Source organism: Rhodococcus sp. NPDC080181 (genome assembly GCF_040702225.1).
Taxonomy (GTDB): Bacteria; Actinomycetota; Actinomycetes; order Mycobacteriales; family Mycobacteriaceae; genus Rhodococcoides; species Rhodococcoides fascians.
Genome location: NZ_JBFBKN010000002.1, coordinates 26139 through 40899, shown reverse-complemented (window position 1 = coordinate 40899; position 14761 = coordinate 26139). Strand labels below are relative to the sequence as shown.

Annotated in this window: 18 protein-coding genes; 7 read left to right on the top strand and 11 right to left on the bottom strand. The window is 64.3% G+C overall.

All coding sequences use genetic code 11. From position 1 onward, the window contains the following. Window positions 1-17 precede the first annotated feature (17 nt). From AB0O58_RS02400 to AB0O58_RS02390, 3 genes are all read right to left on the bottom strand, one after another. Window positions 18-614 (bottom strand): hypothetical protein, encoded by a 597-nt coding sequence (locus tag AB0O58_RS02400; protein WP_052061494.1) that lies wholly within the window; start codon window positions 612-614, stop codon window positions 18-20. A 131-nt stretch (window positions 615-745) separates the two neighbouring features. Beyond that, window positions 746-1636: a universal stress protein gene (locus AB0O58_RS02395; protein WP_196249590.1), complete on the bottom strand. Its 891-nt coding sequence runs from the start codon at window positions 1634-1636 to the stop codon at window positions 746-748. 5 nt (window positions 1637-1641) lie between these two features. Then, entirely contained in the window at window positions 1642-1947 is a 306-nt protein-coding gene (locus AB0O58_RS02390) for a three-helix bundle dimerization domain-containing protein (protein WP_366237805.1), read from the bottom strand. A gap of 234 nt (window positions 1948-2181) precedes the next feature. On the opposite strand from AB0O58_RS02390, the gene AB0O58_RS02385 reads away from it, so the two are divergent. Then, a complete protein-coding gene (locus AB0O58_RS02385) occupies window positions 2182-3603 on the top strand; it encodes a DUF4389 domain-containing protein (RefSeq protein ID WP_045841147.1) in 1422 nt (473 codons plus the stop codon). On the opposite strand, the gene AB0O58_RS02380 is transcribed toward AB0O58_RS02385, so the two are convergent. Continuing rightward, a complete protein-coding gene (locus tag AB0O58_RS02380) occupies window positions 3578-4351 on the bottom strand; it encodes a sulfite exporter TauE/SafE family protein (protein WP_366237804.1) in 774 nt (257 codons plus the stop codon). The genes AB0O58_RS02385 and AB0O58_RS02380 overlap by 26 nt on opposite strands. Window positions 4352-4477: 126 nt before the next feature. Here AB0O58_RS02380 and AB0O58_RS02375 point away from each other — a divergent pair, with 126 nt between their 5' ends. The 3 genes from AB0O58_RS02375 to AB0O58_RS02365 all read left to right on the top strand — a co-directional run bounded on the left by AB0O58_RS02375 (window position 4478) and on the right by AB0O58_RS02365 (window position 7072). Next, entirely contained in the window at window positions 4478-5857 is a 1380-nt protein-coding gene (locus AB0O58_RS02375; protein ID WP_032374973.1) for an MBL fold metallo-hydrolase, read from the top strand. A gap of 286 nt (window positions 5858-6143) precedes the next feature. Continuing rightward, entirely contained in the window at window positions 6144-6575 is a 432-nt protein-coding gene (locus AB0O58_RS02370) for a hypothetical protein (protein ID WP_032374974.1), read from the top strand. Continuing rightward, on the top strand, window positions 6572-7072 hold the full coding sequence (locus AB0O58_RS02365; RefSeq protein WP_032374975.1) for a flavodoxin domain-containing protein: 501 nt from the start codon (window positions 6572-6574) through the stop codon (window positions 7070-7072). Before AB0O58_RS02370 ends, AB0O58_RS02365 begins: the two co-directional genes overlap by 4 nt. Here the strand turns inward: AB0O58_RS02365 and AB0O58_RS02360 are convergent. Beyond that, entirely contained in the window at window positions 7047-7499 is a 453-nt protein-coding gene (locus tag AB0O58_RS02360; protein ID WP_032374976.1) for a DUF1003 domain-containing protein, read from the bottom strand. The genes AB0O58_RS02365 and AB0O58_RS02360 overlap by 26 nt on opposite strands. Window positions 7500-7754: 255 nt before the next feature. Here AB0O58_RS02360 and adhP point away from each other — a divergent pair, with 255 nt between their 5' ends. The 3 genes from adhP (at window position 7755) to AB0O58_RS02345 (ending at window position 9896) form a co-directional block, all read left to right on the top strand. Then, complete coding sequence (gene adhP / locus AB0O58_RS02355; RefSeq protein ID WP_322544593.1) at window positions 7755-8765, top strand: alcohol dehydrogenase AdhP; 1011 nt, start codon at window positions 7755-7757, stop codon at window positions 8763-8765. Window positions 8766-8876: 111 nt separating this feature from the next. After that, entirely contained in the window at window positions 8877-9152 is a 276-nt protein-coding gene (locus AB0O58_RS02350; RefSeq protein ID WP_052061495.1) for an ANTAR domain-containing protein, read from the top strand. A 144-nt stretch (window positions 9153-9296) separates the two neighbouring features. Further along, complete coding sequence (locus AB0O58_RS02345; protein WP_032400355.1) at window positions 9297-9896, top strand: hypothetical protein; 600 nt, start codon at window positions 9297-9299, stop codon at window positions 9894-9896. A gap of 15 nt (window positions 9897-9911) precedes the next feature. On the opposite strand, the gene AB0O58_RS02340 is transcribed toward AB0O58_RS02345, so the two are convergent. The 6 genes from AB0O58_RS02340 to AB0O58_RS02315 form a co-directional block, all read right to left on the bottom strand. Beyond that, complete coding sequence (locus AB0O58_RS02340) at window positions 9912-10673, bottom strand: flavodoxin domain-containing protein (protein ID WP_230593456.1); 762 nt, start codon at window positions 10671-10673, stop codon at window positions 9912-9914. Between the two features lie 336 nt (window positions 10674-11009). Further along, window positions 11010-11660: a hypothetical protein gene (locus tag AB0O58_RS02335; RefSeq protein WP_051365012.1), complete on the bottom strand. Its 651-nt coding sequence runs from the start codon at window positions 11658-11660 to the stop codon at window positions 11010-11012. After that, the gene (locus AB0O58_RS02330) at window positions 11653-12480 is read right to left on the bottom strand and encodes an ABC transporter permease subunit (protein WP_032400356.1); all 828 of its coding nucleotides are present in this window, start codon (window positions 12478-12480) and stop codon (window positions 11653-11655) included. Before AB0O58_RS02330 ends, AB0O58_RS02335 begins: the two co-directional genes overlap by 8 nt. Further along, window positions 12477-13424 (bottom strand): ATP-binding cassette domain-containing protein, encoded by a 948-nt coding sequence (locus AB0O58_RS02325; RefSeq protein ID WP_032400357.1) that lies wholly within the window; start codon window positions 13422-13424, stop codon window positions 12477-12479. The genes AB0O58_RS02330 and AB0O58_RS02325 overlap by 4 nt, the downstream gene beginning before the upstream one ends. Next, complete coding sequence (locus tag AB0O58_RS02320; protein ID WP_155288688.1) at window positions 13421-13585, bottom strand: hypothetical protein; 165 nt, start codon at window positions 13583-13585, stop codon at window positions 13421-13423. The genes AB0O58_RS02325 and AB0O58_RS02320 overlap by 4 nt, the downstream gene beginning before the upstream one ends. An 87-nt stretch (window positions 13586-13672) precedes the next feature. Continuing rightward, window positions 13673-14584 (bottom strand): universal stress protein, encoded by a 912-nt coding sequence (locus AB0O58_RS02315; protein WP_366237803.1) that lies wholly within the window; start codon window positions 14582-14584, stop codon window positions 13673-13675. Between the last annotated feature and the right edge of the window lie 177 nt (window positions 14585-14761).

Below are 14761 nucleotides of genomic sequence, written 5' to 3'. Positions count from 1 at the left end.
GAACAGGTTGGACAGCACTACCGCGACGGGTGGTTTCGCGCCTGCAGAAAATCCTCCCAGTCGGTGTCCCAGTGCCGCATGCGGCTTCGGTCACCGGCGACGGTGGTGAGGTAGACCAGGAATCCGACGAAGACTGCGCCGAGAACCCATACGAACATGGCCGTGGAGGCACCGTTGATGACGGCACCGACCGCACTGACGGGCGCATGCACGAGGGTTCCGTTCGCATCGCACCAGATCGGAGTGGTCTCACCGATCTGCACGTCCGAGGGAACCTCGGTCGATTCCGAGCGAATCGACCCGTCCGGTGCACTCCATTGCACCGTTGCGATACCGGTGGCGAGCGTGGTGCTGTCGCCGCCGGCACTCCTGGACTGCACGGCGTCGATCACTCGGGCGTCGACCTGAACGTATTCTGCCCGTTGCTGTTGCGACCGCGACGACAGGTCGTTGTAGGTCACCGAGCCGATCGTCGCCGCGACGGGTATCAGTAACAGAAGGACAGCGACACCGACGACGAAGGCCGTTCGTTCGATCCTGTCGGGCAGTCGCATCAGCGGATTGGAAGACCAAGGACTCTGGTGCCACCACCGGTGCGCGAGTTCTGCGAGCATGCCGTCACCTACCCCTCACCGCCGTGTGTTCGGCGTCGATTACGAGTCTCCGACGCTGCGCCCTGGTAGGTAAGGGCACAAGGTCCCGATACGCCGAGGGCGGTGGACCGTGAATTCGATCGATCGAAGAATCAACGCACCACGAGGATCGGGCCGCCCGACGCATGCACCAGTGATCGTCCGATCGAGCCGAGAATCGGAGCGGCCCACGGTCCGTGCCCGCGGCTGCCGACCACGAGAAGGTGTGCGGCCTCCGATGCGAGACGAAGTTCGTGCTCGGCCGAGGACTCGAGCACGTGTAGGTGCACGACAACGGATGGGTGTGCGGACGCGGCAGCTGCGACGCGTCCGCCCAGCCAATGCAGGGTTCGCATTCGTTCCGGTGCAGACTCTTTCGGAGCAGGACGTTCGTGGGGAGAGCGGACGTGCAGAACGGTGACCGGGACACCGAGTGCGTCCGCGCACCAGAAGGCTGCGTCGATCGCACGGGTGCAGGATTCGGATCGATCCACCCCGACGACGACCGGCGAGTTCGGCGCGGCGTCTCGGGGCTGGGCACGCCACACCAGAACCGGGCACCGTGACGCCATGACGATTCGAGTTGCGTTGCGGCCGAACACGATGTCTCTGATCGGACCTGAGGTATGACCGCCGATGACGAGCAGATCGGCAGTCTGCGACAGTGCGCCGAGAGCTGAGGCGATCGGGTCGTCCGTCAGAATCGAATCGACGACGATACCGGGGTCGATGCCGAAGAGCTCGCTGCGAGCCGATCGGAGGAGCCGCCGACCCTGTATCTGCACCCTCGATCGTGTGGATTCCTGGTTACCCACTGTCGGTGAGTGTCGCGATATCAGCGCGTGCACGAGGCGAATTCGCGATCCGGTGATCGATGCCATGCCCGCCGACCAGATCAGTGCGCCGCGCGATTCCCGTGTCCCGTCGAGCGCGACGACGATGTCACCCCACTCGGGTTTCGCCCAGAACCCGGGAGCGGAGCCCGCAGGGCGATTCTGCGGCACCGTGCTCACCATGATCGTCCGACCACCGGTGCCAGGGTGCGACGTATGTCGACCGCGACGTCAGCGAGATCTTCGTCGATCGCACGCTCGGCTTCGAGTTGTTCGAGGAGCACCCGAGCTCGATTGGCGGTCAACGGAAACAGGTGGCCGCGAAGGCGTGCCGTCGAGTTCAGTCGGTCGTATGTGGCAAGGACTGCATCGTCGACGCTCGCACGAGTCAGATCGGGGTACCTCTCGGCGAGCATCGCGGCAATCGATGCCAATTCACCGGTCAACGGCAACGTCGATGGTGCCGAATCGATCAGGGTCATGAATGTCTCCCATCCAGGCATTTCAGCCCGGGACGGCACCGTTCACCGGTGGGTGGATCGTGGGCGCAAAGAGCTTGTCCACCGAGGGTGGCCGACGCGTGTCACGTGATGTAGGGCCTTTCGTCGGCAGGCCGGTTACCGAAGGCCCCTCTGTCGTCGTCGCCGGCCTCGTAGCGTCGTCCGGACTGCCGGATGCCCGAAGCAGTACGAGCTGTATCGACCGAAGGATGCCCGATGGGAATCAACAGAATTCTCGCGCTCGTCGTCGGATGTGTGGTGGCATTCGTGTCCTTCGCCATGCTCGGTGTCGGCCTACTCCTGTTCGCCGGTTACCTCGCGCAGGACGACGAGGGGCGAATCAGCTTGCCGACTGCACCGTTGACGACGGCGTCGTATGCGCTTGTGTCCGAGGACGTCTCGCTGGTCGGTGCGATCGACTGGCAGGTGGCGGACGAAGTGACAGTCTCGGCCCGGGTCACCTCGTCCGACCCTGCACGCGAAGTACTGATCGGCGTCGCGCCCACCGCGGAGGTCGACGACTACCTTCGCGGTGTGGCGCACACCGTGGTCACCGACGTCGAGTTCTCGCCCTTCCGGGCTCGATACGACACCGTCGCCGGCGGCGAACCGTCCGGTCCGCCGCTGGATCAGCAGTGGTGGTCGGCCCGCTCGAGCGGCATCGGGACTACACAGGTGGAATGGACGCCACAGGGCGGCTCGTGGACGTTGGTCGTCATGAATGCCGACGGTAGCGCCGGCATCGACGTGGACGTGAGTGCAGGCGTTCGAGTGCAGTCGCTCGGACCGGTGGCCGCATTTGTTCTCGCGGGCTCTGCAATCCTTCTGGTGTTCGGTGTCGTGTCCATCGTGTTCGGAGCGTCCGGGCTCGGGAGGAGGTCCGACTCCGACCCCGTCTCGGAACCACTTGCCGAACCCATCCCGGTGTCCGGCAGCATCGAACGGTCTCGATATCCGGTCACGCTGACGGGCGAGCGTCCCGAGTCGCTGTCCCGTGGCTTGTGGATCGTCAAATGGCTTCTGGCCATGCCGCATTACGTCGTTTTGGTCTTTCTCGCGGCAGGGTTTGTCGTCACGACATTCGTTGCCGGCGTGGCCATCCTGTTTACCGGAAGATATCCGCGCGGGCTGTTCCACTTCAACGTCGGCGTTCTCCGATGGATGTGGCGTGTGCAGTTCTACTCGTACTCGGCGCTGGGGACCGATCGCTACCCGCCGTTCACCCTGCATCACGCGAGCTATCCCGCCGACTTAACGGTGGACTATCCCGAAAAGCTTTCACGGGGAAAGGTATTGATCAAGTGGTGGCTCTTGGCAATCCCGCACTACCTGGTGCTCTCCCTGCTGGCCGGCGGCTGGTATGCCGGCTTCCGGCTGGCCGGTAGCGGGGACGCCGGCCCCACGGGCCAGCCGTATCTGTTCGGCTCCGTCCTCGGTGTGCTCGTCCTGATCGTCGCAGTATCGCTGCTGTTCACCGGTCGCTATCCGAAAGGTCTGTTCGACCTGGTGCTCGGCATCAACCGGTGGGTGTATCGAGTCGCGGCCTACGCGGCCCTGATGACCGACGACTACCCACCGTTCCGGCTCGACATGGGACCCGAAGACGTCCCGATCAGCTCAGAAGAACAGCGTCGATGACGACGTACCCGGCGACGGCGAACACCAGGTAGGCGAACAGGCGTTGCAGCCGCGCCGTATCGAGACGAGTTCCGAAGTATGCGGTCACGACGGAGCCGAGGATTGCCGTGCCGGCGAAGGCAAGGGTGATCGACCAGTCGATGGTCGTGCCGCTCAGATGTGAGAACAGACCCGCGACGGAGTTGGCGACGATGATCACCAGCGAGGTGCCGACCGCGACCGACATTTCGATGCCGAGCATCAGCACGAGCACCGGAATGATGAGGAATCCACCTCCGACGCCGAACAACCCGGTCATGAAGCCGACAGCAAGGCCGGCCGGGATCGAGCGCGGTGCGCAGTGTCTCCAATTGATGCCCGATGCCGAAGTGGTGCAGGCTGTTCCGATATCACCCCGCTCGGCGAGCATCCGTGCTCCTGCGGCCACCATCACTGCGGCGAACCCGAGCAGCAATATCCTGTCCGGAAGCAATCGGCCGATGGCGCTGCCGGCGAAGGTCGCGGGAATGCCGGTCGCAGCGAACACCGCCGCCAGTCGCCATTCGACGCGTCCGGCGCGCAGCTTCGGGATCACCCCCACAGCCGCGGCGGCACCGACAACGATCAGCGAGACGGGTATCGCTTCCTCGACGCCGAGGCCGAGGGCGAACACCAGCACCGGAACGGCAAGGATGGATCCGCCTCCGCCGAGCAGGCCGAGGAGAATTCCGATCACGGCGCCGAACCCGAGCGCCAGCCCCACTGTCATCGCGTATTCACTCCCATCGAAGATGCCTGCATACCCCAGGGGGTACTTGACATACCCTAGGGGGTATTGCACACTGTGTCTACCGCCCAGCGACACTCGCTCGGCGACGTCCGGACGGAGGAAACCGTGATCCTCGAGCAGTACTACCTCGAATGCCTTTCCCACGCTTCGTATCTGATCGGTGACGAGGGCACCGGACGTGCGATCGTCGTCGACCCTCGCCGCGACATCGCCGAGTATTTGGACGATGCGGCGAAACACGGCCTCACGATCGAGGGTGTCGTCAACACCCACTTCCACGCCGACTTCGTCTCGGGGCACCTCGAACTGGTCGACGCTACCGGTGCCTGGATCGGTTTCGGCGAGGCCGCCGAGACCGACTACCCGATCCGGCGACTGCGTGACGGGGAGCGATTGTCCCTGGGCGAAGTCGAACTCGAAATCCTCTCGACGCCCGGTCACACCTGGGAGTCGATATCGGTGTTGGTGCGCGAGCACCCCGGGGCCACGCCTACGGCGGTGCTCACCGGGGATTCCCTGTTCATCGGCGATGTCGGGCGACCCGATCTGGTGAACCTGGGGGACGGATCCACCGCCGACCTCGCCCGAGCGATGTACCGCACAGTGCACAACACGCTGCTGGCGTTGCCGGACGACGTCGTCGTCATGCCTGCCCATGGAGCCGGCTCGTCCTGCGGCAAGAACCTGTCCACCGAGCTGACCTCCACCATCGGCGAGCAGCGGGCGACCAACCCGTCGGTGCAGCCGATGACCGAAGACGCGTTCGTCGCGCTGGTCACCGAAGGTCAGCCGGCGGCACCGTCGTACTTTGCCGCCGACGCCGCGATGAACAAGCAGATCCACCCGTTGCTGTCTCCGAGCCGCACGATCCCTGCGTTGACGCCGGAGCAGGTCCGAGGCGAGCTTGCCGCCGGCACCCGAGTGCTCGACGCGCGGAGTGTGGACAACTTCGCTGCCGGCCATCTTCGGGGATCGGTCAATGTGGGTTTCGACGGTCGTTTCGCCGAGACCGGGGGCATGGTTGCGGAGATCGGCGGACGAATCGTCCTCATCGCGTACCCAGGGGAGGAACAGGAAGCCGCACTGCGTCTGGCCAGAATCGGATCGGACAATGCAATCGGCTACCTGGTGGTCGACCGAGACGGAGCATTCCCCGTGGAGCTGACCGAATTGGTCGAGACCGCCCCACGCACCACGGTCGAGCAACTCGACGCCATGCTCGCGGCAGGCGAGGTGACATTGGTGGACATTCGTAACCCCGGTGAACGCGACCTCGGCACGATACCGGTAGCGACGCCGATACCGTTGGCGCAGCTACGAACTCGACTTGCATCTGTTCCGACAGGTAAGCCGATCGTGGTGTATTGCGCAGGCGGGTGGCGCTCGAGCGTGGCTGCGTCACTACTGCGCGCACACGGGTTCGAGAACGTCTCGGACCTGGCCGGCGGATACGACGCCTGGGTCGACGCCCACGTCCCGGCCTGATCGATTCTTACGACTCGTAGAGGAGAAGTTCATGTGTTATCCCGTTACCTGTGCGACGTGCCGCAAGACCGGATGGGGTGGCTGTGGTCGACATGTCGACGCCGTCATGCGATCGGTGCCGGCATCGCACCGCTGCACCTGCGGTGAGAACCCGACGCCACCGCGCGAGGAACGGCGAACTGTGCGGTCGTTCTTTCGCCGCTGAACGACGAAGTGGAGAGAAGTCCTCGTGGCGGCGGACCTTGTGCCCTAGTTCGCGAGTTGTTCGGGCAGCCATGCTGAATCCATGATGTCGACAACGCGAGCGCTCACCACGAAAGACCGACGATGGCCGTGGCTGGGCGCAGTGTGCGCCGGAATTTCCATCAACGCTTTCGGGGGCGCGATCGGTTTGGCCTCGGGTGCCATCGATCTGAGCACCGAGGCGCACGCACGCCTGCCGCTGTCGAATACCGCGCTCGCCGGCCTCGCGTTGGTTCTGGTCGTCGGAGTGCCGATGGGACTGGCGGCGGCGTCGGCTCTTGCGGGTGGCGGCAAGACCGGCCCCATCGCCCACACGGCGGGCGTACTGCTCGCTGCCTGGATAGTGGTCCAGCCGCTTGTGATCGGCGAAACGAGTTGGCTGCAGGGCATGTTCGGCATACTGGGAGTTCTCGTCGCCCTCCGAGGGTGGCGGATCACGGCGTACACGAACCGCCTCGCAAGTCGCACCGCATGAGAATCCTGGTCTCGACCGCCGGACGGCACGGAGCGACGAACTCGCTCGGGCAGGAGATGGCCCGCGTGTTCCGGCACGGGGGAGCCGAGGTCGAGGTCTGCGCTCCGGATTCCGTCGTCGACATCAGTGGCTACGACGCCCTGGTCATCGGAAGTGCCGTCTATTCCGATCGGTGGGTCCCCGCCGCCAAGCGGCTCGTCGAGCGGGTCTCCAGGTCTGCGCACCCACCCGTGTGGCTGTTCTCCTGCGGGCCATTGCATTCGAGCGACCGACCGGTCAACGACACCGCCGACGCCGCACGCGCGGTATCGATGTTGGATGCATCCTCGCATCGAACATTTCCCGGTCGGCTCGACGCGGAACGGCTCTCGGTGGGCGAACGTCAGATCTTCGACAACTCCGGCGCGGTTGCCGGAGACTTCCGAGACTGGGTTCGTGTGTGCAACTGGGCCCGAGAGATCCTTGCCTGTCTCAGGGCTGGGACACCGGGCTCGTAACCTTCGTGGACGTGCCTGCACCGACACGCCGAGCGGACGGGCAGACGTGCTCGTGAATCTCTGCCGCCAACTGTGCCACCGATTCGGTCAAGACGGTATTCGCTTCGATCATGTCCTGCAGCAGTGCGGTATTCGAAAGTGTATGTACGGCAACCTCACTGCTCACCGAGTCCGCGCGCTTGGCCGAGATCAGCAGAATGGCACCCTGCAGTCCTGCCATCATCGACAGGAACAGGTTGAGCAGGATGAAAGGGTACGGATCGAACCCGTCGTTCTGGTTGTACGCGGCCCACAGCGCCATCACGCCCAGGAACAGGAAGACGAACGGCCAGGATCCCATTCCGTTTCGGACGTAATCCGCCGCACGCTCACCCGTGGTCAGTGCATCACCGGTTCGAACGCCCGGATGTCTTCTCCACAGGTTCATCGTTCGCAAGTCTTCGAATCGGAGGGTGCAGAAGTGTCCATGGTGCCTAGTGTGGCCCCTGATCGCCAGAGTCACCAGGGACGAAAGACCACGGCTGCTGTGCCTTTTGCCTCCCCACGCGCACCTCGGGAGACGTCCCGACCGGTCGATGACTTCCGGCCCTACGTGCCCGCCGCTGCAGCGCCGACCATCGACGGTGTGCATGGCTCGACGGTCGAGAACGGCACCGGTTTCGAAAGTTGGAGGAATTCTACGATGAAAGCAGCTGTTGTCACCGAGTTCGGCGGGCCCCTGGTCGTCAAGGACATTCCGATACCGCAGCCCGCGCCCGAACAGGTGCTGGTGAAGATGGAGACGTGCGGGGTGTGTCATACCGATATCCATGCCGCGCAGGGAGATTGGCCGGCCAAGCCGACCTTGCCCTTCGTCCCCGGGCACGAGGGCGTCGGAGTGATCGAGGCGGTCGGGTCGCAGGTGTCGAGAGATCGAATCGGTGAGCGGGTCGCGATCGCGTGGCTCGGTTCGGCGTGCGGCGAATGCGATCACTGTGTGTCCGGCTGGGAGACTCTGTGCGAGACGCAACAGAACAGCGGCTACTCGATCGACGGTGCGTACGCCGAATACGCTGTCGCCCATGCAAAGTATGTCGTCCGTGTTCCCGACGGAATCTCCTCGTTCGACGCCGCCCCACTGACCTGTGCCGGCGTCACCACGTACAAGGCAGTCAAGGTCGGCGGCGTCACCCCGGCGCAACGCGTGGCCATCTTCGGCGTCGGCGGACTAGGGCACTTGGCCGTGCAGTACGCCAAGATCGCGGGCGGATTCGTCACTGCGGTCGACATCGAGGACGAGAAGCTCGAACTCGCCAAAGAACTCGGCGCAGACCACACCGTCAACTCGGCGACGACCGATCCGGTGGAGGCAATTCAGGCGCTCGGTGGAGCCGATGTCGCGATCGTCCTGGCCGTCATCCCGAGTGTGTTCGATCAGGCCTTCCGGTCACTACGCCGCGGAGGACGTCTGGTGTGCGTGTCGATGCCGGCGCACGGCGTGTTCCCGATCCCGATCTTCGAGACGGTGGTCGGCGGAATCTCCGTACTCGGCTCGATCGTCGGCACCAGGACAGATCTGCGTGAAGTGTTCGCACTGCACGAGGCCGGACGAACGACGGTATCGGCGGTCTCGCGCAAACTCGACGAGGTCAACGACTGCTTCGACGACCTGATGGCCGGACGCGTCACCGCACGTCAGGTTTTCGAGTTCTGAGGGGCTCTCCGATCTCGATGAGTGTTCCCCTTCGGTTCGATTCGCCGTAGGGTTGCTCGAGGGCAGACACGCGCTGGACCAGCGCGTGTGCTCACAAGGAATCGAGTAGTGATGAATGCAGCGATTCAGGTGCAGAATGCGCGCGCGTTGGACAGTGCGGTACAGCTGACCGAGCAGCTCGAGAAGGCTTTGGGTAGTCGCGCTCTGATCGATCAGGCCATCGGCATACTGATCAGTAGAACCGGGTGCAGCGGCACGGAAGGGTACGACACACTGCGGTCCATCGGTCGGACCGAGCACAAGAAGACCGCTCTGGTCGCACAATCGATGGTGGCCGAGTCGCGAAATACTGCACGGTCGAGTCACCGCCACCCCTGGATCGGGTGAGCACAAGCGCGTAGCGTCGAGGTTGCGGGTGAATCCGGGGCTGGGAGTCCGACTCGGGCCTCACACTCGAACCTGACGGTGGAGTGCCACCGTGGCAGGACCTGAAAGTATCGAACAGGCGGTCGGGCCGCTCGGGGATCCACCATGAAATTGCATACTCATATGCTCTCCGACCTGGCGCGATTGACCACAGCACTCGACTGCTCCACGGTCGACCTCGCTGAATCGGTCGATCGGCTGTTGGCGGATATCGACGCGGCGGTACCGGCCGTGGTCTCGATAACTCTTACCGTGATCGTCGACGGCGAGTACTTCGAGGTGTCGGCGTCGACGGGAGGCAGCGCCGACCGCATGCCCGCGTCGTCGCTCAGAGTCACCCTCGCTGACCCACACCGCACCGGTACCGAGAAGTACCTGCTCATTCTGTCCGGCACCGCAGGCGCTCTCACGGACTTCGCCGCCGACGTGAGCCGGTCGCTCGGGCTCGTCGGCGACTCCGTCGTTCTGGACAGACACCTGCGCGGTGCCGACGGGTCGGGGTCGACCGAATCCGGGACCCACGCACTCGCTTCGGTGAGCGAGGTCAATCAGGCGATCGGCGTGCTCATCGCGGGCGGGCGCAGCGCGGTGGAAGGCCGGGCCGAACTGCATCGGTTGGCCGCGCAATCAGGAACGCCGACAGCGGAAGTGGCGCGACGGACCCTGCGTGATGCCCGCGGATGGTTTCCTCCGCAGGCACCCTGACCGGCGCTGTCGCCGTCACCGGGGGCTCGAGGTCCGGGCGACCACGGCTGCGCAGATGGCACCGGCCCACTCGTCGACCTCCGCCCGTGATCTGTCGTCCCCGTCGTCGGCGTTGATCATCTTCACCACTGCGCGCTCGAATCTCGACAACATCGATCGGTCCAGCTTGCCGCCGAACACCTTGTGCTCGATCGCCCAGGACGCCTCGTTCCATTTCGACCTCGTCGCTGCGGGTGTATCACTCCCGATCGGCCCGCTGGAGAACAACCACACCGGCCTGGTCTCGAGCTCGGATTGTTCACGGGCAACCAGTGATCGGGCATCTCGGAGCCATCGGCCCATGTAGACGCCGCTCCCGATGACGACGGCGTCGTACTCGGCGATGCTGTCCACATCGGCGGCATCACGGACATCGACCGTCGCCGGTACCGCGGAATTCGCCAGCCTCGCCGAAATCGACGAACCCAGCCACTGCCCGAGTTCACGGGTGGAACCATGACGGCTTGCCGTCGCGATCAGGATGCGCATGATGTCTTCTTCTTTCTCGAGATCGGAGTAGTGGCAGCAATGCAGTTGCGTCGACAGAAGCTTCAAAGAATCTCGATACTGAGCGAAGTCGATCTCGCCACGTGCGTACCGAGCGGCAAACAGTTCCTCCAACGTGTCGGGGGCGGCGATGTCGTGTGCCGTAGCGCAGATGCGGGTCCGGACACCGCCCCGCAGTACTGCGAAACACAGTGCGGATACAGCGATGTCGAGCGCGAGGGGGAGCGTCATGCCGGTCGGTCCTGTCGGTGGTTGACGTGAACATCACTGACGATGATGTTGCCGGGTGAGAGAGTCGGGAGACAGGGCCTAAGGACCCACACCGATCGCCGAAGGTGTTCGCTGTGTTCGGCCGAACGCACGGTCGGCCGCCGACAGTCCCCACCGATCGAGTACCTCGGACTCTTCCGAGTTCGATAGTCGCGTCGCTAGCGTGCCAGTGGACCGCAGAATTCCCACCGAGAAGGGCCCGTCATGACACGTGCAACGCCGCTCGGCACAGAGCAAGGGGATTGCGGGTCGTCTCCTACTCACGGCAGGGAGCCTGGACACGATGTTGCCACTAGGCTAGATCTGTTGCGCCGCAGCCGCATTTGCCGCGATGGTCCGCAACATCTTTCTGCTCATGACAAACCCGATGGGTTCGATGAAGTAGCGACCGAAGATGACGCGGCTCTTCAGTGACGTCGAATGCGAGTACCTTCCGCGTTCGATCAGTCGCGCCCTTCCCCCGGGCAGGGCGCGCAGATGAAACGACCACAGTGCCCGGTCGGCCGAGTCGGGGTCTGCGCCCAACAACACGAACGCCCTCCCGTCGTCGACCATGGTCACCGTCAGCGGTGGTGACTGCGGATGCAGGAGCACGGAGTCGCCGACCGCGAGGGTCTGGAACCCAGGGTCGATTCCCGTCGCCGACGTGATGTTGCAGCCGACCATGTTCTCCAAGCCTCGATAGCTGTAGAAGCCCGCCCGCTGCTGACCGAGCTGAATCAGCCATGGCCACACATGATCCGGTGTCGTGTCGATATCGATCGCATGGGTGTATCCCCAGGCCGGGTGCGGCACGCTCTCATCACCGGGCAGTGTTTCGTCGACCTCGGCCGGCGTCGCGCCCCACGTCGTGCGCCACTTGCGCAGGGGCACCGAGGCCAGGACATGGAACGCGATCAGGATTGCGCCACCGGCAGACTCGGCGATCTCCGCCCCGGACTCACGCATCGCGTCGGCGCAGGAGATAGGCCGCGAGTGCGAGCAGCAGGACGGTCCACAGCGCGGCGACTCCGAATCCCTGCCAAGGAGTGAGCAAGTCGCTGGGGGCTTGCCGAGGTGAGGCGATCAGGCTGCCGGCCTGCGAGGGTAGGTACGCCTGAATGTGTCGTCCGACGGTGCCGGGGATCAGCTGTGTCAGCGGGGCCAGTACGAGGACGAATCCGATGACGCCGGTGATGGCACCCGCGGTGTGACGAACGATGGCACCGACGGCCACCGCCATGGCACTGAGCAACGCGAGGTACAGGCCGGCACCGATCACCGCTCGCAGCACACCCGGATCGGTCAGCGACACCGAAGCACGCGAATCCATGATGGCCGAGCCGAGGAAGAATGTCGGGAAGGCTGTGATCTCACCGATCACGAGTACTACGGCCATGAACACGCCGGTCTTGGCTGCCAACACAGGGATTCGTGCGGGAACCGCCAACAGGCTGGCTCTGATCGTGCCGCTCGCGTACTCACTGGTGACCACCAGAACGCCGAGAACGCACACCGCCAGCTGCCCGAGCTGAAACCCCGCGCCGAGAATCTGACGCGCAGGGTCGGCAACGATCTGCGACTGCGAGACGGGATCGACCCTGTCCCAGTACGCAACTGTGAACCAGGTGAACAGTCCGGTGAAGCCGAGGGTCACGACCACGAGCGCCACGAGAGACCAGACCGTCGATCTGAGTGATCTGAGCTTTGTCCACTCCGACGCCAGCAGTCCTGGAACATCCATGCGCAGACGCTCACGCTCGAGGGGAGCCGGTGCGGTGATGCTCATGGTGTCGCCTGTCCGTGTGAGTGAGTGACGAGATGTCGGTCGTGCTCGATGTCGTCGAGGTGGGTGAGGGTCATGAACGCTTCCTCCAGCGATGCCTGTTGCGGGGTCAGCTGATAGATCGCGATGTTCTGCTGCTGGGCGAGTTCCCCCACTCGATGCGCCGAGAGATCACTGACGGTGAGTCGATCGTCGTCGAGGGCAACGGCGGTACCCCCGGTTGCCTCGATGGCTGTTGCCAGCCGCGCAGAATCGGACGACGAGACCAGCACCGAGGCCCGACTGCTGCGGGCAATCAGCTCGGCGGGAGTGCATTCGGCAATGAGCTTGCCGTGATCGATGACGACGAGATGGTCTGCGGTCTGGGCCATCTCACCCATCAGATGGCTGGAGACGAAGACCGTTCGCCCTTCTCCCGCCAGGTTCTTCATGAGGTTGCGCATCCAGTAGATGCCGTCCGGATCCAACCCGTTGATCGGCTCGTCCAAGATCAGCACAGCGGGGTCGCCGAGCAGGGCCGCGGCGATTCCGAGTCGTTTTCTCATGCCGAGCGAGAACGACCCGGTACGTTCGCCACTGACGTCGCGTAGACCGACCAGCTCCAGTACATCGATGATGCGTGTGACCGGGATACGTTGAGTCTGGGCCAGATACAACAAGTGATCGTATGCGGTCCGGCCCGGGTGGACGGCCTCGGAATCCAGCAAGGTGCCGACCGTGAGTAGTGGGCGGTACAGCTGCGCGTACTCGACGCCCCCGATCAGTGCGGTGCCCGCGCTGGGGCGATCCAATCCGACGATCAATCGCATCGTGGTGGACTTACCCGATCCGTTGGGGCCGAGAAAGCCTGTGACAGTGCCGGGTTCGACGACGAACGACAGGTCGTCGATAACGAGCTTCCCGCCGTAGCTCTTGCTCAGTGCGCGTACTTCGATGGCGTAGCTCATCGTGATCGACTCCCGCGCACGAGTCGGTAGACGATCCACTCGAACCACGACAGGTTCGAGCGGTCGAACTCCCCCACCAATGTGGTCGGTGTCGTCTTCATGAGTTCCTCGGGTATCGAGCGTGTCGCGCGAACAGAGGCGTTGTTGTCCGGTCGGCTCATGGACACAGCGTGCTCGGCTCGGCTCGGCCGTCGTAGGGCATTAGGACCCTCGTAGGTCGACGAACGGCATTGTCCGGTCGGGGACAGTCACATGCTGGGCCGGTGGGTGACAGCGGCGAGGCGACCGGGCGACGGCACGACGGTGACCGGGCAGTGCGCTCGTGTCAGCACCGACCGGCTGGTCGAGCCGAGCATCATCTCCGCGTAGCCGCCGCGTCCGTGACTACCGATCACCACCAGCTGAGCACCTTGGGCGTGATCGAGAAGTGCCTGCACCGGTTTGTCCTTGACCACCACGGACCGCACCGACACCGTCGGATGGAGTCGAGTGTGCGGCTCGAGCAGCCGCGCCAAGTGATCTGCAGCCGCGCGTCGGTTGTCCGGCCACTCCATTCCTCGAATCGGGAAGCCGATCGACAGATCCGTGTCCGACCAGGAGTGCACCGCAGTCAGTGGTGCCGATCGAACATCCGCCTCCTCGAACGCCGACGTCATTGCGGCAGCGCTCGCCTTGGTGCCGTCCACGCCCACGACCACCGGTTGGATCGCGTGGTCGATACTGCCGTCGGTCCAGCCACGCACCACGGTGACCGGGCAGCGAGCATGAGTGGTGACGGCGAATCCGATCGAGCCGAGTGACCGCTGCTCGGTGCCACCGAGCCCCCGCGTGGCAATGACCACCATGCGGGCCGTCTCGGACAGTTCGAGCAATGTGGACACCGCAGAGGCTTCGGACGAGACGGTATCGACGGTGACTGTCGCCGTCCCACGAGACGCAGTCTCCCGGGCCTCGCTGAGAATTCGGTCGGTTTCCGATCTGGCCTGGTGCACCACGGTATCGGGGAGGACGCCCAACCCGGTCAAGACCTTGGGCAGCGACGTCGCCGAGACGACAAGCAGATCGGACAGGTGCAATCGTGCGTCGAGAGCGGCCCAGCGCACCGCGTCCAGAGCCGCCGCCGAACCGTCGACCCCGACGATGGTCGGAAGTGGACCCATCGATTTCCTCCTCGGTCGTGGTGTCGAACATCCATCAGACGCCGCGCACAGCCTCGGGCGCGGCAGGACAACAACACCTGGACCGAGGACTTTGGTCCTCTGTTTCGGTGACGAAAGGTCGGACCACCGCCGCCCGTCCCCCGTAGGCTCAGAAGTCGAGGCGTTCGACATGGACGC

What these genes read in the sequence shown, in the direction of transcription:
- AB0O58_RS02400 (WP_052061494.1), bottom strand. Translation starts at nt 614, where the DNA reads ATGCTCGCAGAACTCGCGCACCGGTGGTGGCACCAGAGTCCTTGGTCT.
- AB0O58_RS02390 (WP_366237805.1), bottom strand. Translation starts at nt 1,947, where the DNA reads ATGACCCTGATCGATTCGGCACCATCGACGTTGCCGTTGACCGGTGAA.
- AB0O58_RS02385 (WP_045841147.1), top strand. Translation starts at nt 2,182, where the DNA reads ATGGGAATCAACAGAATTCTCGCGCTCGTCGTCGGATGTGTGGTGGCA.
- AB0O58_RS02380 (WP_366237804.1), bottom strand. Translation starts at nt 4,351, where the DNA reads ATGACAGTGGGGCTGGCGCTCGGGTTCGGCGCCGTGATCGGAATTCTC.
- AB0O58_RS02370 (WP_032374974.1), top strand. Translation starts at nt 6,144, where the DNA reads ATGATGTCGACAACGCGAGCGCTCACCACGAAAGACCGACGATGGCCG.
- AB0O58_RS02365 (WP_032374975.1), top strand. Translation starts at nt 6,572, where the DNA reads ATGAGAATCCTGGTCTCGACCGCCGGACGGCACGGAGCGACGAACTCG.
- AB0O58_RS02360 (WP_032374976.1), bottom strand. Translation starts at nt 7,499, where the DNA reads ATGAACCTGTGGAGAAGACATCCGGGCGTTCGAACCGGTGATGCACTG.
- adhP (WP_322544593.1), top strand. Translation starts at nt 7,755, where the DNA reads ATGAAAGCAGCTGTTGTCACCGAGTTCGGCGGGCCCCTGGTCGTCAAG.
- AB0O58_RS02350 (WP_052061495.1), top strand. Translation starts at nt 8,877, where the DNA reads ATGAATGCAGCGATTCAGGTGCAGAATGCGCGCGCGTTGGACAGTGCG.
- AB0O58_RS02345 (WP_032400355.1), top strand. Translation starts at nt 9,297, where the DNA reads ATGAAATTGCATACTCATATGCTCTCCGACCTGGCGCGATTGACCACA.
- AB0O58_RS02340 (WP_230593456.1), bottom strand. Translation starts at nt 10,673, where the DNA reads ATGACGCTCCCCCTCGCGCTCGACATCGCTGTATCCGCACTGTGTTTC.
- AB0O58_RS02335 (WP_051365012.1), bottom strand. Translation starts at nt 11,660, where the DNA reads ATGCGTGAGTCCGGGGCGGAGATCGCCGAGTCTGCCGGTGGCGCAATC.
- AB0O58_RS02330 (WP_032400356.1), bottom strand. Translation starts at nt 12,480, where the DNA reads ATGAGCATCACCGCACCGGCTCCCCTCGAGCGTGAGCGTCTGCGCATG.
- AB0O58_RS02325 (WP_032400357.1), bottom strand. Translation starts at nt 13,424, where the DNA reads ATGAGCTACGCCATCGAAGTACGCGCACTGAGCAAGAGCTACGGCGGG.
- AB0O58_RS02320 (WP_155288688.1), bottom strand. Translation starts at nt 13,585, where the DNA reads ATGAGCCGACCGGACAACAACGCCTCTGTTCGCGCGACACGCTCGATA.
- AB0O58_RS02315 (WP_366237803.1), bottom strand. Translation starts at nt 14,584, where the DNA reads ATGGGTCCACTTCCGACCATCGTCGGGGTCGACGGTTCGGCGGCGGCT.